The organism is uncultured Acetobacterium sp., from assembly GCF_927416815.1.
Classification (GTDB): Bacteria; Bacillota; Clostridia; order Eubacteriales; family Eubacteriaceae; genus Acetobacterium.
Genome location: NZ_CAKMJU010000115.1, coordinates 1 through 21,439 on the forward strand (window position 1 = coordinate 1; position 21,439 = coordinate 21,439).

At 38.9% G+C, this 21,439-nt stretch carries 22 protein-coding genes, 1 tRNA gene and 1 riboswitch; of the genes, 7 read left to right on the top strand and 16 right to left on the bottom strand.

Features of this window, described 5'->3' with window-relative positions:
* Positions 1–195: 195 nt before the first annotated feature.
* The 10 genes from QZ998_RS14335 to QZ998_RS14380 all read right to left on the bottom strand — a co-directional run bounded on the left by QZ998_RS14335 (position 196) and on the right by QZ998_RS14380 (position 10,720).
* The gene (locus QZ998_RS14335; protein ID WP_296561524.1) at positions 196–1,134 is read right to left on the bottom strand and encodes a transketolase family protein; all 939 of its coding nucleotides are present in this window, start codon (positions 1,132–1,134) and stop codon (positions 196–198) included.
* On the bottom strand, positions 1,127–1,975 hold the full coding sequence (locus QZ998_RS14340; protein ID WP_296561525.1) for a transketolase: 849 nt from the start codon (positions 1,973–1,975) through the stop codon (positions 1,127–1,129). The genes QZ998_RS14335 and QZ998_RS14340 overlap by 8 nt, the downstream gene beginning before the upstream one ends.
* A gap of 679 nt (positions 1,976–2,654) precedes the next feature.
* Positions 2,655–2,927, bottom strand: coding sequence for a hypothetical protein (locus QZ998_RS14345; RefSeq protein WP_296561526.1), 273 nt, complete (start codon positions 2,925–2,927; stop codon positions 2,655–2,657).
* Positions 2,928–3,112: 185 nt separating this feature from the next.
* Positions 3,113–3,289 (bottom strand): hypothetical protein, encoded by a 177-nt coding sequence (locus QZ998_RS14350; protein WP_296561527.1) that lies wholly within the window; start codon positions 3,287–3,289, stop codon positions 3,113–3,115.
* A 2-nt stretch (positions 3,290–3,291) separates the two neighbouring features.
* Positions 3,292–3,522: a class II fructose-bisphosphate aldolase gene (locus tag QZ998_RS14355; RefSeq protein WP_296561528.1), complete on the bottom strand. Its 231-nt coding sequence runs from the start codon at positions 3,520–3,522 to the stop codon at positions 3,292–3,294.
* Positions 3,523–3,643: 121 nt separating this feature from the next.
* The gene (locus QZ998_RS14360) at positions 3,644–4,960 is read right to left on the bottom strand and encodes a transaldolase family protein (RefSeq protein WP_296561529.1); all 1,317 of its coding nucleotides are present in this window, start codon (positions 4,958–4,960) and stop codon (positions 3,644–3,646) included.
* A 25-nt stretch (positions 4,961–4,985) separates the two neighbouring features.
* Positions 4,986–5,933 carry a transketolase C-terminal domain-containing protein gene (locus tag QZ998_RS14365; protein WP_296561530.1) on the bottom strand — a complete coding sequence of 316 codons (948 nt, stop codon included), beginning with the start codon at positions 5,931–5,933 and terminating at the stop codon, positions 4,986–4,988.
* Positions 5,930–6,775 (bottom strand): transketolase, encoded by an 846-nt coding sequence (locus tag QZ998_RS14370; protein WP_296561531.1) that lies wholly within the window; start codon positions 6,773–6,775, stop codon positions 5,930–5,932. The genes QZ998_RS14365 and QZ998_RS14370 overlap by 4 nt, the downstream gene beginning before the upstream one ends.
* A 1,199-nt stretch (positions 6,776–7,974) precedes the next feature.
* Positions 7,975–9,534, bottom strand: coding sequence for an FGGY family carbohydrate kinase (locus QZ998_RS14375; protein WP_296561532.1), 1,560 nt, complete (start codon positions 9,532–9,534; stop codon positions 7,975–7,977).
* A gap of 91 nt (positions 9,535–9,625) precedes the next feature.
* Positions 9,626–10,720, bottom strand: coding sequence for a glycerol dehydrogenase (locus QZ998_RS14380; RefSeq protein WP_296561533.1), 1,095 nt, complete (start codon positions 10,718–10,720; stop codon positions 9,626–9,628).
* Between the two features lie 456 nt (positions 10,721–11,176).
* Here QZ998_RS14380 and QZ998_RS14385 point away from each other — a divergent pair, with 456 nt between their 5' ends.
* A complete protein-coding gene (locus QZ998_RS14385) occupies positions 11,177–11,326 on the top strand; it encodes a hypothetical protein (RefSeq protein ID WP_296561534.1) in 150 nt (49 codons plus the stop codon).
* 47 nt (positions 11,327–11,373) lie between these two features.
* Here the strand turns inward: QZ998_RS14385 and QZ998_RS14390 are convergent, their stop codons facing one another.
* The 4 genes from QZ998_RS14390 to deoC form a co-directional block, all read right to left on the bottom strand.
* A complete protein-coding gene (locus tag QZ998_RS14390; protein ID WP_296561535.1) occupies positions 11,374–12,174 on the bottom strand; it encodes an HAD family hydrolase in 801 nt (266 codons plus the stop codon).
* Positions 12,175–12,232: 58 nt separating this feature from the next.
* A complete protein-coding gene (locus QZ998_RS14395) occupies positions 12,233–13,384 on the bottom strand; it encodes an iron-containing alcohol dehydrogenase (RefSeq protein WP_296561536.1) in 1,152 nt (383 codons plus the stop codon).
* 383 nt (positions 13,385–13,767) lie between these two features.
* The gene (locus QZ998_RS14400) at positions 13,768–13,932 is read right to left on the bottom strand and encodes an FGGY-family carbohydrate kinase (RefSeq protein ID WP_296561537.1); all 165 of its coding nucleotides are present in this window, start codon (positions 13,930–13,932) and stop codon (positions 13,768–13,770) included.
* Between the two features lie 188 nt (positions 13,933–14,120).
* Positions 14,121–14,840: a deoxyribose-phosphate aldolase gene (gene deoC, locus QZ998_RS14405; RefSeq protein WP_296561538.1), complete on the bottom strand. Its 720-nt coding sequence runs from the start codon at positions 14,838–14,840 to the stop codon at positions 14,121–14,123.
* Positions 14,841–15,377: 537 nt separating this feature from the next.
* Between deoC and QZ998_RS14410 the strand changes: the two genes are divergently transcribed.
* Complete coding sequence (locus tag QZ998_RS14410; protein ID WP_296561539.1) at positions 15,378–15,515, top strand: hypothetical protein; 138 nt, start codon at positions 15,378–15,380, stop codon at positions 15,513–15,515.
* A 233-nt stretch (positions 15,516–15,748) separates the two neighbouring features.
* Positions 15,749–16,633 (top strand): LysR family transcriptional regulator, encoded by an 885-nt coding sequence (locus QZ998_RS14415; protein ID WP_296561540.1) that lies wholly within the window; start codon positions 15,749–15,751, stop codon positions 16,631–16,633.
* 185 nt (positions 16,634–16,818) lie between these two features.
* Here the strand turns inward: QZ998_RS14415 and QZ998_RS14420 are convergent.
* Together QZ998_RS14420 and QZ998_RS14425 are read right to left on the bottom strand one after the other, a co-directional pair.
* Positions 16,819–16,894, bottom strand: a tRNA-Thr gene (locus QZ998_RS14420).
* 54 nt (positions 16,895–16,948) lie between these two features.
* A complete protein-coding gene (locus QZ998_RS14425; RefSeq protein WP_296561541.1) occupies positions 16,949–17,284 on the bottom strand; it encodes a rubredoxin-like domain-containing protein in 336 nt (111 codons plus the stop codon).
* 157 nt (positions 17,285–17,441) lie between these two features.
* Positions 17,442–17,534: riboswitch (THF riboswitch) on the top strand.
* Between the two features lie 52 nt (positions 17,535–17,586).
* On the opposite strand from QZ998_RS14425, the gene QZ998_RS14430 reads away from it, so the two are divergent.
* From QZ998_RS14430 to QZ998_RS14445, 4 genes are all read left to right on the top strand, one after another.
* Positions 17,587–18,345, top strand: coding sequence for a folate family ECF transporter S component (locus QZ998_RS14430; RefSeq protein WP_296561542.1), 759 nt, complete (start codon positions 17,587–17,589; stop codon positions 18,343–18,345).
* A 282-nt stretch (positions 18,346–18,627) separates the two neighbouring features.
* On the top strand, positions 18,628–19,557 hold the full coding sequence (gene fba, locus QZ998_RS14435) for a class II fructose-1,6-bisphosphate aldolase (protein ID WP_296561543.1): 930 nt from the start codon (positions 18,628–18,630) through the stop codon (positions 19,555–19,557).
* A gap of 234 nt (positions 19,558–19,791) precedes the next feature.
* Positions 19,792–20,769: an RluA family pseudouridine synthase gene (locus QZ998_RS14440; RefSeq protein WP_296561544.1), complete on the top strand. Its 978-nt coding sequence runs from the start codon at positions 19,792–19,794 to the stop codon at positions 20,767–20,769.
* Between the two features lie 2 nt (positions 20,770–20,771).
* The gene (locus QZ998_RS14445) at positions 20,772–21,317 is read left to right on the top strand and encodes a Holliday junction resolvase RecU (protein ID WP_296561545.1); all 546 of its coding nucleotides are present in this window, start codon (positions 20,772–20,774) and stop codon (positions 21,315–21,317) included.
* The last annotated feature ends 122 nt before the right edge of the window (positions 21,318–21,439 follow it).

Below are 21,439 nucleotides of genomic sequence, written 5' to 3' on the forward strand. Positions count from 1 at the left end.
GAACAGGCGATTGCCTTAGCTAAATCCCAAGGGTACCAGATTCTGACCGGTACCTGATCGTTCTACCAATACTTTTTTTTTGACCATCACTTGATGGTTTGTTTGCTATGCTCAGAATTTGGTTTGCTTAATACTAGAGATGTTTCAGACTTATCTCCTTGTTTCTAAATTTTCATTCTTTTAAAATCTTCTCTTTTATTCTATAAAGCTCTTGATTTCTGAGGTAATTTTTTCAGCAGTAAGCCCATAATAATCCAGTAATTCTAAGGGTTTTCCTGATCTTCCAAAGCAATCTTTAATACCAATCATTTTGATCGGACAAGGAAACTGCTGACTGACAACTTCTGCAACTGCACTGCCTAAACCACATAAAATATTGCTTTCTTCTACGGTTACTATTCTTCCGGTATCCCTAGCTGCTTTAATAATAATTTCCGCATCTATTGGTTTGATCGTGTGCATGTCAATCACTCGACAGTGCACGCCTTCGGATTTTAATATCTCAGAAGCTTTTAATACTTCTTGAACCATTAACCCAGAAGTTATAATGGTTAAATCCGTGCCCTCCCTTAACCTGATTCCTTTACCTAACAGAAAATTACAATTCCCCTCTTCATACACCGGCTCTACAGTCAACCGTCCTAATCTTAGATAAAATGGACCATCAGTTTCTAATGCTGTTTTTACAGCCATTTTCGTTGAAACCGCATCACATGGTTGAATAATATGCATATTCGGAATTGATCGCATAATTCCCAAATCCTCGACGGCCTGATGAGATGCGCCATCTTCACCGACTGAAATACCAGCGTGGGTAGCACCTATTTTCACATTAAGGTTAGGGTAACAAATTGAGTTTCTGATTTGCTCACAACCCCGCCCTGCTGCAAAAACAGCAAATGTACTCGCAAAACAAGGTTTCCCCAATGTAGCAATACCTGCTGCTACTGACATCATATTACCTTCTGCAATTCCCATATTAAAATGCCGTTCCGGAAAATCTTCTTTAAAAAAACGGGTCATTGTGGATTTGGTCAAATCTGCGTCTAAAACATAAAATTCATAATCTTTTCCCAGTTCAGCCAATGCTTTGCCATATGCTTCTCGAGTTGCGATCTTTACCTGATTACTCATGACATTTCTCCAATTCATTAATCTTTGCATCCAGTTCAGAAACAGCTTTTTCATATTGATCCTGATTAGGTGTACTTCCATGCCACTGATATTGACCTTCCATAAATGAAACACCTTTTCCTTTAATTGTATGACCTACAATTACAGTGGGTTTATCGGTTTTAGCCCTATGAATAGTATCAAGTGCTATGTCTAATTCGCTCACATTATTCCCATCAAGACTTAGCACATTCCAATCAAAGGCCTTAAATTTTTTGGCAACATCACCGACATTCATCACCTTAGCAGTATTCCCATCAATTTGCAATCCGTTCAAATCTACGAAAGCTACCAATCGATTTAAACCATAATGTGCTGCACACATTGCAGCCTCCCAAACCTGACCTTCCTGGAGTTCTCCATCTCCGAGGATTACATAAATCCAATTATCATATTTTTCCGCTCTCGAAGCCAATGCCATTCCGACAGCTGCTGAAATACCCTGTCCCAGCGATCCTGTCGACATATCAACCCCAGGAATACTCTTCATGCATGGATGTCCTTGCAGGTAACTGTCAATTTTTCTAAACGTTTTCAAATCATTTAATGGAAAGAAATCTTTAAGTGCCAGGACTGCATAAAGTGCCGGTGCACAATGTCCTTTCGATAATACCACTCTGTCTCGATCAATCATTTCTGGATGGTTGCTATCAAAATTTAAATAACTTTCATAAACACAGGCAAGAAAATCTGCGCAGGATAAGGATCCTCCTGGATGTCCACTTTTAGCTGAATAAACTTCTTCAATAATCCATCTTCTTATTTTTGCTGCCAAAACTTCAATACTTTTTATATTCTTCATAAAATTTCCTTTCTTTGTTGTAATGACTCCAGAATTTTTTACACGTGTATTTGTCAATTCTTCTGACTAAATGATACCGATTATTGCGATTCCTGTAAATATTTGAACACACTGAATTTTTAGAGCAATTCTGGTTCTCTCGCATAAATACAATTGTACTAATCATCCAAATATTTTTTATATTTTTATTTCATCGAGCCCAAACTATTTTATTTTGTTACTGTTAGCGCTACCCCCAAAAGCCCTAAAGTAGATGGGCTTGCCTGTCCAGAGATTGATGGATATAATGATCATAAGAAATTTAGAGAAAGGAAAATGCCACTAAAAGATTCACACTTCGCCGGTTAATCATCTCTTAATGGCATTCCATATAGGGTGTAGCGGAACAAAATGCCGCATAATTTTAGGCTACTGCCTAACGACAACCAGATCGGATTTCAGCTTCGGTGGTGTCTTAGGGCAGCACCGTAATGATCAAAACACTTTGCCATGGCTTTTTTAAGTTCTTTCATACGATCAAAAAAATAGGTTAGATTTAATGATCTTACGACCTCTGGGTCACCATATCCAAACGTAACACCGTAAACATCAATGCCAGCATTTGTTACTGTTAGATAATAGGTTTTGGAATCCCCGATGAGAACCGCTTGGGTCTTCCTGCTATTATAATACGTGAAAATCATATAAAATTTAGCAGTAATATTTCTTGATCAATGAGGGTTTCTTTGTCCACACTAAGGGTTTTATGAGGACGTTTCTTGCTCCCCCACCAATACAGTTCCGAATAAATGCATTCTCTCTGATCAAAACCATACCGATCAATAATATACTTAATCGTTTTAATTATATCTGGACAAGAATCTACCATAATTCCATTCAAACTGAAATCAGGGTTGTTTCTGATCAATAATTTTTGATCACTCCAGGCTTTTGTATAACCTTTTTCAGCCATGAGGTTAAAAATGTTTTGTTCTGTACTACCTCGGGTTTTCTCGGAATATCGTCATAATTCATCACCTCGTCCAATGTTATATCATACCTACTATTGGCCAGGATATCTAATAGCTTTTGATAGGAAAATATTTTACTTTTGACAATCTTCTGATATATTGAGATTATTTTAGGATTGGTATAATCTCACACAAACACAACAATGTGGACATCTTCGACCTGTGTTTCACATGAAAATTCAATTCCTGGAATCAATTTCATCCCATTTTTCTTAGCATAAAGAACGGGATCCACCATCACAACATTTATTTCGATTTGATCAGGCGGTAGAACATCATGATCAGCAAATACGATCACTTTCATTCCTAAAGCGGCTGTATTGGAAATAAATTCCTGCTGTGTGTCTCCTTCATCTCTTTGATCCCAAAAGCTTTTACATTTTTTTCCGATGTTTGAATAATAATCGGTTGTCCAAGTTCCTCCACCGCTTCAACAACAGCCTTCGCAGTAAGGTAATTTACAATATTAAACGCCCCAACTGCATAATGATTCTTTCTTGCATCACCAAGAATTGCTTCCACATTCACATAACTCATAATCATCACCTCTTTTCAAATAAATTATCACGACATCATACATAATCCTAATGGGTCATGACCACCTAAGACGCGTACAACATAATCTATTGGAAAAATAAGTCATCTCTTATAACTTCTATCATTTTTGTCCATTGGCGGCATTCATAAATCGACGTTGATACGATACCACCTGATTGCAGGAAGTAAACCTTGCCAGGTACTTTGGCTCTGCCGTAACAACAACGCGATGAACAAGGTCTTCGAATTCTTTTTCCACCAACAATTTGTCAATGTCCGGATAATTTAATTCACCTTCCATACTACAGATAATGAGTCTTGTGTCATCCAAATTTGTGTTTTTAAAAAGTCTTAAATTATGTCGTACACTATCTAATCCATCTGAGCCTTCGGCATCACTAAAATGACGATATTTTAACATGTCTTCAGCCATTTTCTTAACCATCAGCAATCCCATTTGAGCCTGATCCATATTAAGATAATCTTTTTCTAAAAACATATCCTGGATATTTTTTATGAATTTCGGATCGCTAGTTGCATTATATTGCTTTAAGTTTAATTCCATGCTTTCTGATTGCATTAAACGATGACGGATGAAGCTGTTTACAAAATATGGTTTTGCCTGTAATGCTAACGCCGTCTGGTATGGTTCAAACATTAACGTAAAGTTTACTCTAAAGCCATGTTCTTGGAGCATCAATGCCAGATTATGTCCTCGGAAAGCACCTTCAGTTGTTACATCAGCGAAAGACTTACCAAGTTTTTTATTTCCTGAAAGAAGTTCTGAAACGTTTGCATTAGTAACCGGTCCGGTGTGCGGAACCTTAATAACCACACGATATTCGGAAAGCATTTCCTTGAATTTTTCGGCTTCTTCCAAAAGCTCAGCATCAGACTTGCCAAACGGATCATTCAATTCAACACTGATGTCAGCTCCCGGTCCCAAGATCCGCCCGATTTCTTCCATTACTTCATCTCGGGTTTTAAATTGATTGCCAATATTAGCCTTCGGATTGTTTATAAACAAGTCGTATATAATACCGGGATTACAAGTCAGATTAGCAATCATTTTACTAATCGGTTTTAACTCATATGGGTTGGCAGAGTCAGCTGAAAAAAGCACATTAGTTGGTCGTTTTTTGCCATTTTTATCATAAGAAATATCTCGTACCAAATCAGCTCTCAAGATATCATTGGATTCCAGCCGATATTCTACCCGAAATCCTTCAGGAGTTTCCTTTTCCGGCGTTTTAAATGTAGAAATAACATTACTGAATTCCTTGGTTACACCAATTTTTTTTACATGTTTCTTTAAAAAATCATATTCTCCTAATGGCAAATCGAAATCAAGGATACGATTAACATCTCTCTTTTGCTCCTCAATCAGAGAGACATCATCATTCAATAAGGTATTCAAGGTACAACTGACAATCTTCATTTTTTCTCCTCTAAATCTATTTTTTTTATTTTTGAATCACATTTAAAATCCGGTCTACGACCTTTTCCCAGGTAAGACCGTAGGCTTCCAATAATTCCCGATAGGGGCCGGTATTAATGGAGCCATCGGCAATACCTACAATATGAATCGGACCTCCCTGTTTAACTGGACCCAATACTTCCAGTACGGCACTGCCAAAACCGCCGATTTCTGAGTGTTCCTCTAAAGTAAATAAATACTTCGCATCATTATATGCTTCATAAAGAATCTCTGTATCCAATGGTTTTACTGTTGTAAAATTTAGCACCTTTACCCCATATCCCATTTCATCCAGGATTTTCCCCGTCATTAGACCATCAACCGTCAATGTTCCAGAAACTGCAATTACAATCTCATTTCCTGTGTTCATTAACACTTCGCCTTTTCCCAATTTAAAATTGCGTTGCGAAACTTCTAAAGGCTCAGCCATAGGGTGACGCGGCATTCTGATATAAACTGGCCCCTTGTGTTTAATTGCTTCCCGCAATGACATTTCCACTTCATAACAATCACCGGGATTTAAGACCACCATGTTCGGTATGACTCTCATCAGTGACAAATCTTCAATCGCTTGATGTGTTGATCCCAGCGCTGAATGTGACAAGCCACTGCTTGAGCCAATTACTTTTACGTTCATATTAGTATAACCTAAGTCGTTACGCACCTGCTCAAAAGCACGCATTGAGATGAACGGTGCAATAGCTGATACAACCGGAATAGAACCACCTTCAGCTAACCCGGCACAAACACCAATTGCATTCTGTTCATTGATACCGACCTCTAAGTATTGATGTGGCAACGTCTGCTTAAAGGGATCCATACCCGAACCTGCTCCGGAATCACAAGACACAGCCACAATACTTTCATTCTCTCTACCCAGTTCTAACAATACTTCCCCAAATACATCCCGTGGATTTCGCTGTTTAACTGTCATTTTATCCATCCTTTATCATTTGCATATCGTTCAAGTGCGTCCAGTGCATCTTTTGATTCCTGCGATTCTTTACCAGGATTCCAGTGGTGATACTTAACATTTCCTTCGGCAAAAGGCATCCCTTTGCTTTTGATTGTATTAGCAATCACCAGACTAGGTTTCCCTTTTTGAAAAGGTATCGATTGGAACGTATTTAAAAGCTCCTCAATATTATGTCCATCGACGACTTTAACTGACCATCCAAAGGCAGCATATTTTTCTCTCAAATCGCGGGTATCTAATACATCGCGAGTAGTACCATTAATTTGTAGACCGTTTCGATCAATGATGCCAACTAGGTTATCCAGGCCGTGATGACTTGCAAACATTGCCGCTTCCCAATTGGATCCTTCTCCCTGTTCGCCATCCCCCATCAGAACAAAAACACGATGCTTTTCGCCTTTAATTTTTGCATTAAGAGCCATCCCCGCGCCAATTGGCAAACCGTGTCCCAACGCACCGGAACTAAAATCAACGCCATTGAATTTCTTCATGTCTGGATGACCTGGTACTTTTGATCCTAACTTATTGTATGTTTCCAATACATCAGCTTTTTCAAATCCCTTTTCAATGAGTGTTCCATAAAGTGCCAGACACTTGTGACCCGCACTGAGAATAAACCGATCACGACAGGACCAATTGGGTTCATCAACTTTGACATCCATAATATCAAAATACAAGGTCGCCAGGATATCTGTGCAAGACAATGATGGCCCAGCATGACCATCACCATTATTAATTACCGTATGAACAATGTGTTTCCGAATATCAAATGCTTTTCTTTCGATGGTTTTTGATTGCATTGAACTCTCCTTAAATATTTATGTATAGATAATACGAAACCCAAAAAACAACAAATATTTTTGTAATGAATACGCAACTCGTTCATAGAACCGTCCGACCGACAGACGCAATCTTTTGTATGCTACTATTCGCAATTACCTAATGCCTGTAATAGCCGAGACAACTTCTCTTTGAAATGAATTTTTTAATGACTTAGTCGAATAACTCACTGCATGTAAGTATTAGTCATGACCAGTACATACATGAAGTGTTGCATGGTTTAACATTTTGTCGATTTATTTTTTCTACTATTGTGCGGAAAAAACGGGTAGGATCCTGACTATTAGTCGATCAACCTCAATACCACATCCCGTATTTTTGATCATCCCGATTTTTATTACAATGTTCATTTGTTCAAGATCTTCTTTCCAGGATAGGTTAGCAGCAACACCATTGGCTATAAGATGTTCGAATATCAGCGCAATTACCATTATTTAAGATCATATTGCCTCGATTTCGGGCAAGCATTTGTCAACGGGCTAATCCCATCAATACTTAATATCTTACAGATTTTTTCCTGTTCAATCACTTCCTCAAAATTTTCTACGATTACTGTATTATAAAAAAAGCGTCTAACCTATGCTTCAAAAGCAGGTAACCGATCCATTTAAGCAGCTTAGGTAAATAAGATTTTCCCTTAACCTTTCCACAGTTTCAGTATAGCACCTTATGAAAACCGAGTACAACAACAGTCAGTTGTAACCCATTACAATTAGTCTTAAAGATTGTAAAAAAATATCAAAAATGACAGACTGCTCTCAATTTGATAAGATAGAAAGATAAAATTCTTTGCTTCTTGCAATATAAAGACATTTATATTTCGCGATGATTATTTTAAAATATATGATTGGTTAGAGTGTCAAAAGTAATTTTGGCCAGCTTTACATACAATATGTCGAACGGAAGTGCGTTATAAAATAAATATATTGTATGCCAGATAGTGTTATTTAGAGTTTTGACACCTCAACCATATATTGAACACCAAAAAATCTGGAGGAAAAGAAAAAACCAGCAATCTCTTAAACCGCTGGTAGGACTTAACTCTAGAGTTTTCGAGGAAACTAATGTTTAATAAGGAGGGCAAATGCCCTCCCATGTTTAACTTTGCTTCTGAGAGAAGAAAATCACTCATAACATTTTTTATGCTTTTTTAACGCTACTACTTATTCTGGAATTTAACAATTGCCGGGAATGTTTCTTTCCTCAATGCGTTAAAGCCTAATTCAAATATTTTAAAGACTTCCTTGTAGATTTCAACATTTTCAGGTATGGGTTCAAAACGTTTATCGACTTGTACCATATTGGCAGCGGCTTCGTGAATATCCTTATAGATACCGACACCGACAGCACCCAACATACACGCTCCAAGAGCAGTAGCTTCACTTACCTTCACAGTTTCGACAGGACTGCCATAAATGTCTGCCTGAATTTGATTCCAGAGATCAGAGCGTGCAGCGCCGCCGGTGACGCGCAGGAGTTTAAATTCTTTGAAGTTGGCAGCTTTGAGTGCTTCGAGCATTTGTTTCATTTCAAAGCAAATACCTTCCATGGCTGCGCGATACAGGTCAGCTTTCGTGTGCGCCAATGTCATGCCAATAAAAGCTGCCCTTGCATTATCATCATAATAAGGACAGGCTTCGCCGGCCAGCCAAGGCATAAAGATTGCACCTTTAGCTCCAGGAGGAGAATCCGCTGCTTCTGCTGTGAGTATCTCGTAGACATCTACATGCTTGCTTAAAGCCTCTTGAATTTCTGAATCGCTGAACGTGTTCTTGACCCATCTAAATGCACTGGCCGCAGCACTTGCATGACCTTCCATTGTCCAGTTTCCCGTTCCGGGATGTCCCAGAACGTGGCAGGCTGCTGTTGGATGACGTACTGGTACCTCAGAGTAACCAATAACCAGGCCAGCCGTACCAAGACAGATAGACGCAAGCCCAGATTCTACATTACCAACCCCGATAGCGCCGCATTGCTGATCTCCACTGCCCATAATTAAGGGAGTGCCAACCTTTAGTCCGGTTTTTGCCGCAACTTCAGGTGTTACTTCGCCAACTTTGGTGGTCGGTTTGTAATTCTTAGGGTACTTTTCTATATCAACTTCAAACACTTCTGCCAATTTTGGTACATACTCAAATGTATCGGCATCACAAATCTGCCACCATCCAGCGTCAGTATCATCATCATACCAGCCGTCGGCGCCTAAAGCTTTAATAAGAAGTGCCTGGGGAGTTACCATCTTATGAGTTTTTTCGTAGAGTTCAGGGAAATGTTTTTTATACCAATATACTTTAGACGATGGCCATACAGCTCCTTTTGGGAATCCGGTGATTTTATAGAGATCAGCCCAGTCCATGTCATATTTGGCCATGCGCTCTTCCATCCAAGGGAACATTTCAACGCCTCTTAGATCCTGCCATATAAAAATTGGATGCAGGAAGTTTCCTTCCTTATCGACAGGTACAAAGGTTGAACGCATGTTTGTAAAACTTACACACGCAATGTCTTCGCCCTTGATGTCAGCTTTAGAAATAGCCGCTTCAGTTGATTTAAGTGCCAGATCCATAAAATCTTCTGCATTTTGCTCAACCCATCCGGGTTTTGGATACGTTGTCGGAGTCTCAAAATACGCACTGCTTACTTCATTTCCTTTAAAATCTACGATAACACAACGAACACCCATGGTACCCCCATCGATACCTGCAATATACTTACTCATTTCGTGCTCCTTTCAATTTGAGAACGCGTTTTTTTTATGTTACTAGTTATGTGCGGAGGTTTTTAACGATATTCTGAAACAATTTGGTTAATTACATTCCTTTGGCTGCCTTTTTATCGCGGCCGATTTTGTCCGTTTTCTTTAATGCTTCAATAACTTTCTCAACTGAAAGTTCAACCGGTTCGTGGGACATGAAGTTATATAAATAACTACTTTCCGCAACCTCTTTGAGTTCCTCGTCGGTTACATTTGGAATGCGAAGATCTTCAAAGGTGACGGGAAGACCTACGTCGATGCAAAAATCATAAATTTCATCAATGATTCCAAGATCGTCGTACAAATGAAGGCCTGTAAGCGTTCCAAAGGCTACTTTTTCACCGTGATACAGGTGATGTGTCGCTGGCAGCACCGTTAAACCATTGTGAACGGAGTGTGCCGACCCAAGACCGCCACTTTCAAATCCAATACCGGAAAGCAAAGAATTAGCCTCAATAATGGCTTCAACTGCTTCAGATTTAATACCATTTTGTGCATCTTTCACTGCCTGACGACCATAATCGAGAAGTATGTCCAGACAAAGTTTTGTAAGAGCCATGGTAGTTTTGGTACGTAATGCAAAGGCTTCACTCAAGGATCCGGTATGTTCGCATGAATTAGCTTCGAAAAATGTGGCCAGGGCATCGCCCATGCCTGAAATCAGGAATCGTGTTGGTGCTTTAAGTACGATGTCGGTATCCATCAACACTACATCGGGATTGCGTTTCTGATAGAGGACTTCTACGTACACACCTTCTTCAGTGTATATAACTGCACAGCCTGAAGTAGGTGCATCAGTAGCTGCGATCGTAGCACAACTGACTATGGGAATGTTCATTTCATCCGCAATAACTTTACTTGCATCAATTGGTTTGCCACCACCTACAGCGGCTATTGCTGTGGCACCAAAATCTTTTGCGATGGTTTTGATGCGGTCAATCTCGCTTCGGCTACACTCCCCTCCAAACTGTTCAACTTTTCCTGTGTTGCCCATTAACTTTTTTGATGTTTCAACCATTGATTTTGTCGCGACTATAAATGGTTTGTCCCCGAACTTTTCCATCACTTCTGGAAGCAAGTTCATTGCACCGTCCCCTTGAATATACTTACTGGGGAAAATCATAATTTTCATGTCTTTCAGTTCACTCATAGTATTCACTCCTCGTGTGACTAAACTTATATTTAATGGTTTCTAACCATTTTAATATACAACGAACAAAAAGTAATATTTTTATAGTTATGATTATTGTCTCCGTCTTTCCTGGGATTGGTTGATAAATTACGTCACTTAATCACATATGTAACCGTTTACACGAAATGTGTAGAAAGATACCCCCAATCTTCGGCACTTAACTGTATTGGGTTTCCGCTCATGCTGCTACCAAAACATTCCTTACCCATTGTAATTGCAGTTCCTCGGTAACACCCAGTTATTTGATATCTGCAGCGATTCCAATATGAGCATTAAGTTCCTTAATAAAATCGTTTCAGCACCAATTCCGGATGTTGCAGACATTGCGATAAAGGGTAATGGCGGAATTACTACTTTACGTCCTGTTCCTACAAACTCTATACTCACATTGCTATTTTTTTATCTTCAAACGAAATGCATTTTGGCGTTCAAACCGCTTGTCTACTGTCTCAATCCCAAGACGATCGCCAACTATCGAAAATATTTGTCAATATGGATAAAACCGATCCCCTGGATGCCTATATCATTGCAGACTTTGCTCGCGTCGGTCGCATTTTCCTGTGAACCCTATCGGGGTTCTCAATTTATCAAAAATAGTGTTTTTTTGATATTTATAACTTTAAGTTAAGCACCTCAATAATTGTATCAATTACACCCTCTTCTTCATTTGATTTATGTGTGATATTTTTGGCAACTGCTTTTAAATCTGGATGAGCATTTTTCATCGCAAAAGTATGTTCACAAACTTCCATTAGGGTCAGATCGTTGAGAAAGTCACCAAATGCCATTGTCTCTTCAGGTTTTGCCCCAATTTTTGCCATCAAAATCTGCAAAGCTTTTCCTTTGTTTTCACCTTTTTTAACAATGTCAATCCAGTTTTCCCCTGAAGGAATAAGATCATAATGATCGGTGATCGCAAAAAGTCTTGGACAAGCATTTGTCAAAGGGTTAATCCCATCAACACTTGATATTTTACATATTTCTTCCTGCTCAATCACTTCCTCAAAATTTTCTACGATTACTGTATTATAAAAAAAGCGTCTCACCTGTGCTTCAAAAGCAGGTAACCGATCCATTATATAAGTCGCATGGATACCGCATAGCGCTGGACGTAATTCATCAACTTTTGCAATCCGCCCAAGCAATTCTTGAAGTTCTTTTTTTTTAATGGACACATGGTAGATCATCTCACCACAATCTAACACCACATTCCCATTTTCACAAATCAATCCAATCTCATGAAAATATTCGGAGAATTGAACTTTAAGGGTATGCACTGCTCTTCCACTTGCTGGAACAAATCTTATTCCTTCACGATTTAACGCTTTAATTAGCTCTGGAAATCGTTTAGGTAATTCTTTTTTGCTGTTCAATAATGTCCCATCAAGATCTGACACAATAATCTTAATCATACAAACTCCTTAACCCATACTTTATACCAAATACAATCCAAAATCATTTACAATATACTTACATCACCGTCTCAAAAAATGATTTCCATTCTTCAATAGATAACTGTTTTGGGTTACTAGACATACTCGTTCCAAAGCTAGCTTTTGCCAATATTGGAATGTATTCTGGATCTATATTCAGATGCTTATAGTTGGGCTTTATTCCCATATGCTTATTAAGTTCAAAAATAAATTCAACTGCCGCTTTCGCTCCATCACCTGGCTTATTATAACGCTTTCCTGTTAGTGTTTCACCAATAATATCCATCCGTTCTTGAGCAACATCGGCGTTAATTTTCATAATGTGAGGAAGCATAATTCCACAAGATTCTCCATGGGGAACATGATAGGCAATGCCAACGGCCATTGCGATGCCATGGACTGCCCCTAATCCTGAATTTGCGAATGCCATTCCACCCAGAAGTGATGCAGCACACATCCCCTCCCGTGCTTCCATGTCGTTACCATCGTCAAAAGCTCTTTGTAAATATTTTCCACCAAGTGCAATCCCGCTTAACGCTAAACCATCACTTATCGGTGTTGCTCTCCATGTTGTATAGGCTTCAATTAAATGCGTTAAAGCATCAATTCCTGAAAATGCTGTCACGCTCTTAGGGCATTCTCTCGTTAATTCTGGATCAAGAAGTGCAACATTAGCAATCATCGTATCAGAACGCATTGAACGCTTAAAGTTTAAAACACGTGAGCCTAAAACAGCGTTTTTAGTTGCTTCACTACCAGTACCAGCTGTTGTTGGACAAGCCACAAATGGAACTGGCATCTCTATAATTTTTTTACCTTTTCCTACGACCTCCATATAATCAAGTGCTGGTGTACCATTCGTAATGAGTGCTGCAACTGCTTTACCAACATCAATACAACTTCCACCACCAATAGAGATAACACAATCACACCTATTTTTTATTGCTATTTCCGTGACTTCATCGACTTGTTCTACTGTAGGTTCTCCCTGAATCTGACTATAAAAAACAGTTTTTTTACTATTACTTTCAAGCTGCTTCTTAATACTTTCTAGAATAGACGAATTAGCAAAAAAACTATCCACCACAATTAAAAAATTAGTCCCTAAATTACATACATATTGATCTAATTCCTTGATCACACCTTGTTTTAAAACGATCTTACTTGCTGTAAAAAACGAAAATTCCATAGCTCCTCCTTGTTTCTATCCTAGAAACACATATTATGTTTTCACATTCTATTGTTTTCAAAATAATATTTAAGGGGGATTAGTTCCCCCTAAATATTAATGCTTCAAATTTTATTTTTTTGGAATTCGTAAATGTCCGGAAATCCACTTTCACCTAATCCCTTATAGCAAGCTATAAGCATTTTGTACACTTCATTATACCGTGCTACATTTCCTGGAATTGGTTCACAGATATCCTTCACATGTACCATATGTTCTTCTTAATGAAGATTGCTGAATACGCCAACGCCAACCGCTCCAATTTTCGCTGCACCAAGTGCTGTCGCTTCTGGTGCATCCGCTGTTTCCACTCTGCAATCTTAAGTATCAGCCTGCATTTGATTTCATAGCTTTGATTGCGCTGCTCCACCAGTGATACGAAGTATTTTAAATTCTGCAAAACCAGCATCTTTTAAATCCGCTAGCATTTCTTTCATTTCAAAACAGATTTCTTTCATGGCAGCTCTTAAAATCTCAGCTTTTGTTGTGCCTAATGTCGTCCCTACCAACGCACCACGAGCTTCATCATTATAATTGGGGCAATTTACACCAGCCAGCCAAGATAAAAAACAGTTCCTTTTGATCCAATAGGAGCTTTAAAAGCAATTGCAGTCACAATATCGTAGATATCGAAGTCAGAAATTTCTGTCACTGTCATTTCAAATTGAAAAATTGCATTTCTTAACCATCTAGATGATTATTTAATTTCGATGTTTTTAGCAAATCTTTCAAAAATTTCCGACTCATCAACAATTTTTTTAGCCGAACGTGTGCCAATAATATCTACACCGGCTGCAATACACATTAATGCAATATTCGTAGTCCAGAACTGACCTGTTCCAGCAACTTTTAATTTACAGCGACCTTTACAGGTTTTTACTAGGAGGTCTATGATTTCCATATCAGGGCCGCCAAATCGACCTGTTGAAGTTTTTACAAAATCCCCGCCACCTTCAATAACACACTCACAAGCGGCTACTATTTCTTCAGGCGTTAAATAGCATACTTCAATGATAAATCTTGTTTCAAGACCATTTGCTGCTGCAACACAAGCTTTAACTTCTTCTAATAAATGATCCTTATTGCCACTTTTCAAATGACCGTAATCAATCACAAAATCAACAATTTCTACACCATGCTCAATGGCCACTTTTGTCTGGTTTACTTTGTCCTCAATTGATCCGGTTCCAAAGGGGTAGTCAATAACAACACACGCCTTAACATCGGTACCTTTTAATTGTTTTGCAACTCTTTCAAGATAGTTTGGATTTACACAAACAGAATTTGTGTTATAATCCAAGGAAGTCTTTACTAATTCATCAATCTCCTGGGTTGTTGCAAATGGATTAAGTAATGAACCATCCATCATTTTTGCTAAGGAATCTCTGTTAATTTCTTTACCGTTTAATACTAACATCTTTTTCTCCTTTTATTTTAAATTAGCCAGAGTGTAAAATAACCTCTCGACCTTTTAACAAATCCTAATGTGGAACATCTTCAAATTAAGCAGCTTAGGTAAATAAGATTTTCCCTTAATCTTTCCACAATTTCAGTATAGCATCTTATGAAAACCGAGTACAACAACAGTTAATTGTAACCCATTACAATTAACTTTAAAGATTGTAAAAAAAATATCAAAATTGACAGCCTGTTCTCAATTTGATAAGATGAAACAATAAATTCCTTTGATTCTTGGAATATAAAGACCTTTTCTATTTCGCGATGATTATTTTAGAATATATGATTAGGGTGTCAAAAATATTTTTCACCACATTGATAATTCTCTCCAACTGAGATTTGACTTCTGGTAAAATAGATGCAAAATCAAAAGCAGTGGAGTCTATAGAACGATGTTATTTAAGACCAACAAAGAACAACAACTCACATTGGATGATCGCTTTCTACAGGTGGATAAACGGACAAAGAAATTTTTTTGAGTACCTGAGTAAACGGCTTGTCAGAACTCATTTTCCCGGCGATCAACGAGGAACGGTTTTCGGTGTTATACATTGATACCAAAGGATCTCGACCCAATAATCCGGTAAATGCAGTGGTTGGCTCGTTGATTTTAAAAGAACTGTTGCGTCTGTAGGAGCCATTAATACAAAGCGAGTGCTCAAAGGAGCAGTTGCTTTGCTGCAAAAATCAAACTTCGGGCAAACATTACATTATTTTCTTCCGAAGCCTCACTGGGGCGGGAATAATATGATTCTAGCTACTTTAAATAGTTTTAATTGACATTCTAATCATATATTAATTTACGTTTCATTTTGAATAAGTCAATACTACTTTTCCCCTACTACTTTTTTGAATAGGAGCTTAATTTTGGATATCAAAAGCCTTGAATTCTTTGTGCGACTATGTAAGGACAATAACGTTTCTGTTGCAGCTGAGAACTTATATATTTCTCAGCAAGGATTGAGTCGAATGATCAAACGAATGGAGAGTGAACTTGGTGTAAAACTATTTAGACGTAGCAATCGCGGTGTTACTCCTACGGTTGAGGGAAAACTACTTTGGGAACATGCAGAAAATATTTTAAGCGAATATCAAAAGGTAACCGACTCCATAAACTTGAATAATAGCTTAATCCATGGCACTGTAAACGTTGTATTAGAGCTTGGTTGTCTTCCCCTTTTAACGTTATCGCCATTTTTACGTTTTATTGAAGAATATCCCAATGTTGATCTCAGTTTTGGTGAACACCGTGAGACTATTTGTCAAGCCCAGCTTTCTGATGGTACTGCTGATGTTTTTTTTGCTGTAAAATCGGTTGATAGTGAACAATTTAATGTTTCTCCATTCTATACCCTTAATTCTATTGTCTATGTCCCCAAAAACCATGTTCTTGCAAAAAAAAGCTTCATTACTGTTGAAGACTTCCGAGATACCAAACTTGTCTTATGTGGCTCCACCAATTACTATACCGTGGTTAATGATTGTGCCGAAGCTAATTTTGTTCCAAACATAGTCGTTTGTTCTACTGACATTAATGTAACCATGCAATGTGTTCAATCTGGTCTAGGAGTCAGTCCTTTTATCCTCGGAATGAATAAAGCACTCCCTATTTCAGAAGATATTATTGTGCAACAATATCGATGTCCAAACATACCGCAAATCCATATCTTAACAAAAAAAAATACACCCCTTTCTTTGAGTGCCCAAAGATTTTGCGAATACTTTTTTCGATATTTTGAAGCTCGCAAATAATCATCTGATTATATCGAGTCAGGGAGAAAAAAGTACGACAAAAAATAGGGGTAAAATAGCCAGAAATAGCCAGACTTTTTCAACTTTTCACATTCGGTCATACTTTAGGTGGAGACTAAAAAACAAAAAATAAAAAAAGAACCGCTAATTAAAGCCATTCTTTTAACAAAATATTATATTCTTACTGGAGCTAGCGGGGGGAATCGAACCCCCGACCTACTGATTACGAATCAGTTGCGCTACCATCTGTGCCACGCCAGCAGTAAACTTACTGAACTATCATAACACAAACTCTCACTCCACTTCAATATTTTTTTACCATTTTCCTTTTGTAATATGAGTGGCTATTTCAGCTTTGCACATTTCTTTGATGACGTAACAATCTGCTTCAGCTTTTTGGAAAACATGGACACAGGCTGGGTCAAGATTTATTTTTGCACCTTCTCTTGACAAATGAATGATCTTTTCTGCCAATCCAATCACTTCCAAGTGGATATCGTTAGTAACATAAGCATCATAAACTTTTTTTGCATCTTCTTCATTCAGTGCTATAAATTGCTCCCGCGGTGCTCCACATTTCGGGCAATTCTCAGGGGCTTCTACGCCTTCCATTTTATAACCACAATCACCGCATTTCCATAACTTTTTCATTTATTACCCTCCGTTTACTTTATTTCTTGTTAAATTTGTATAACTGATACTTTTATATACCCAAAATTTCATAAACAACTACTTTGATTAAAAAATAACGATGATTTTTTATCCTTGTGAAAACCTTTACTGCGTGTTAAAATGATGTCAATTTCATACCAGAGTAGACAAGATGCGTAAAGTGTTAAAGGATGGGAAGTTGCCTTTAAACGAAATGTGACCATTGCGGTATCTTGTCGCTTCCGCTGTTACAATGCAGATTGTAGGTTGCGGAAGCATTACTTTAAAATCAAGGAGGTTTTATGAAAAGTAATGCTTTTATTAGTGGTTCCACCAGAACCCGGCTCGTGGTCAATTGTGGCCTGCTGATTGCCATCAGCATCGTGCTGAAGATTCTATTTGAGGTTTATATTCCTCTTGGCGGTTTCCCTTCGTTACGGTTAAACATCACGGCTTTACCGATCATGTTAAGCGGTATCTTGTTTGGACCCTTGGCAGGATTTGCGGTTGGTTTTATTTCCGACATCCTGTGCTTTGCAATTAAGCCCGGCGGACCTTTCTTTATTGGGTTTACCTTGGCCAATGGACTCACCGGTTTAATTCCGGGTTTACTTTTTATGATGTTAAGAAAAAAAGAAATCAAACATCTGGAATGGTTTAACCTGGTATTCATTGTTCTGGCCGCAACTATTTTGGTTGTATCCGGGACATTTGGTTTTGACAATGGCACCATTTATTATGCTGGAGAACCACTGAGCATGGTTTTCTTTGTCCTCTTTATTGCTTTAATGATCACATTTGCGGTCTTCCCCATTATTGTTGTAAAGAAATCCAATCTTGATAGTGAATATCGCAGCGATCATATTCTCTTTATCGTCAGCGTTTCACAATTGGTCACATCAATTTTGTTAAATACTTGGTTTTTAAGTATTCTTTATGGACAGGCGATTGCCGTATTACTGCCTGCCCGAATCATCTCGAATATCTTCCTGATTCCATTGTACACAATTATGCTCGTTGGTTTGTTAAAAATTCTTCCTAGCTTTATTAAACAGCGTTAAACACAGATCATTCTCATAAGAGGCAGCTATTTTTAGTTTGCCTCTTTCTATTTTTAATTTGACTCCATGAATCTGACCAATCATTTCCAACTTTGTTTCTGGCAGAACTTAGCTTTTTATCTTGCTTTAATTTCTATCTCGAAAAAAGTATTTAAAACAGGCAATTTTAAGCGGATTGCTTGAGTATTCACCCAAAAGAGAGTATACTAACGTAGTGACTAAATTATCGATGTTGCACAAACAACAGATTAAATAATTATAACACTTAGGAGGTTTTGGAAAATGGGATTAGTAACATCAACTGAGATGTTCAAAAAAGCTTATGAAGGTGGCTATGCTGTCGGAGCTTTTAATGTCAATAATATGGAGATTATCCAGGGAATTGTTGAGGCCGCGGCTGAAGAACAGGCTCCCCTTATTTTACAAGTATCGGCAGGTGCCAGAAAATATGCCCATCCAGTCTATATCAGAAAATTAGTTGAAGCCGCTATCGAAGTTACCGGCTTGGATATTTGCCTCCATTTAGATCATGGTGATGATTTTGAGATTTGCAAAACCTGCGTCGACAGTGGTTTTACATCGGTGATGGTTGATGGTTCAAAACATCCCTTTGCTGAGAATATTGCCTTAACGAAAAGAGTTGTTGAATATGCCCATGATCACGGCGTTGTGGTTGAAGCCGAGCTGGGTAAACTGGCTGGGATTGAAGATGATGTGAATGTCGATACCCCTAACGCAACCTATACCGATCCCGCTGAAGCGGTTGAGTTTGTCAAACAAACCGGCTGTGATTCTTTGGCCATCACAATTGGTACCAGTCATGGCGCTTTCAAATTCAAAGGCGAACCCCGTCTCGATTTTGAACGACTTTATACGATTTCCGACCTGCTTCCCGGTTTCCCATTGGTGTTGCATGGTGCCTCCTCTGTTCCCAAAGAGTTTGTCGATCTTTGCAATCAATTTGGCGGACAAATCCCTGGTGCCCAGGGCGTTCCTGAGGATATGCTGCGAAAAGCTGCGAAATCTGGGGTTTGTAAAATTAATATTGACACCGATCTGCGTTTAGCCATGACCGCCTCGATCCGTCAGGTTTTTGTTGAAAATCCCGGCTGGTTTGACCCCCGTCAATATCTGGGACCGGGACGTTCTGCGATTAAAGCGATGGTTGCCCATAAAATTAAGAATGTTCTGGATTGCAGCCACAAACGATAATTTTTATTATCCTTAATGCGTTTCTCCGTTTTAGGGCATGTCGCAAAGTAACTTCGGTTACTTGCGGTCATGCTCTTTTTATATGAATGGACACCGCCATAACGGCTGCTATGATACCCCTGAGAATTCAACCTGTGGGATTGGTTAAATTATTCTTTTACTGGCTACCAAAACTTAATTTATTTACCTGGCTTCCATGGTATAATAATAAAAAAATTGACTTAAGGACTATAAATGAAAACAATTGTGATTACCGAAAATGAAAGCAACCAAAGACTGGATCGCTTTCTGAAAAAACTCATGCCCCAGGCATCGACGGGCTTTCTCCAAAAGATGCTGCGAAAAAAGAGAATTAAACTTAACGGTCAAAAATCGGAACCCTCCACTGCTGTCACAGCCGGTGACGTCATTTCGATTTATTTTTCGGAAGAAACCATTGCCAGTTTCCGAACCGATGCAACCAAAAAAAAGCTCGATAAAAATAGTACCATCCTCGATATTATTTATGAAAACAGCGACCTGCTGGTGCTTAATAAACCGGCCGAGGTGCTGACCCAGCCAGATAAAACCAAGGAAATCTCGTTGATTGATTACGCTGTTGAGTATCTGATTAAAAAGGGCGACTATGACCCGAAAACGAATCTGACCTTTACTCCAGCCTGTGCCAACCGGTTAGATAAAAACACCACCGGGATCATCCTGGTTCCCAAAAATTATAAGACCTTGCAGGATGTCAATAAAGCCATCCGTGAAGACCAAACCGAAAAGATCTACTTTACGATCGTTTCCGGCAAACCCAAAGCTGCAGACGAAATCGTCGGTTATTTAAAAAAGGACGGGGATAAAAACACCGTCACCTTTTCGGAACAACAGACCGCCCCCACCGATAAAAAAGCGGTTCTGAACTATCAAACGCTAGAAAGCCATGGCGACTTTGCCTTACTCAAAATCATCTTAAAAACCGGTCGCTCTCACCAGATTCGGGTACAGCTTGCAGCTGTCGGTTTACCGATTGTTGGCGACCCCAAATATGGCAGCCGTCCCATTAACAGCCGCTTATACGAGGAATCCGGGCTGAGCAGCCAGCTACTGCACAGTGCCCAGTACACCCTAACGGATATGAAAAAAACCTTTACTGCCCCAGTTCCCCCGGTTTTTGAAAAAGCCTTGAAACGCTTTGGCTTCAAAGATCCCTTTCTAGCAGAGAAATAAGCATGGGGTACTGGAACAGCCGCGGGCTGCGGGGCAGTCAGCTCGAAGAAAACTTAAATACTACCAATAAGATTTATCTGGAGCAGGGTCTGGCGGTGGTTCAAAAAATTCCCACGGCAATTAAACCGGTGGAGTTGGATCCGGGCAAGGGAACCATCAAGTTGGCTTATTTTGAAGAAAAAAGCACCGTTGATTATCTGGGCAATATCCAGGGTATTCCGGTCTGCTTTGATGCCAAGGAAACCAATCAGAAGCGTTTGCCGATTGCCAATATCCACCACCATCAGATGGAATTTATGGAGGCTTTCGAAAAACAGGAGGGGCTATCCTTCCTGATTGTCCATTTTAAATTCTGTGACGAAACCTTCCTCTTGCCATTTAGCATCTTAAAAAACTATTGGGACAATGCCCAGCAGCATGATGGCCGTAAGTCGATTCCCTATCGGGATTTTGACCAGAATCTGCGGATTTATCCCTTTCATAATATCCTCCTCCATTATTTGGAGGCGATCAACCATTATCTTACCGGAAAGGAAGAACAAGTCTGAAACATCTCTAGTATTAAGCAAACCAAATTCTGAGCATAGCAAACAAACCATCAAGTGATGGTCAAAAAAAAGTATTGGTAGAACGATCAGGTACCGGTCAGAATCTGGTACCCTTGGGATTT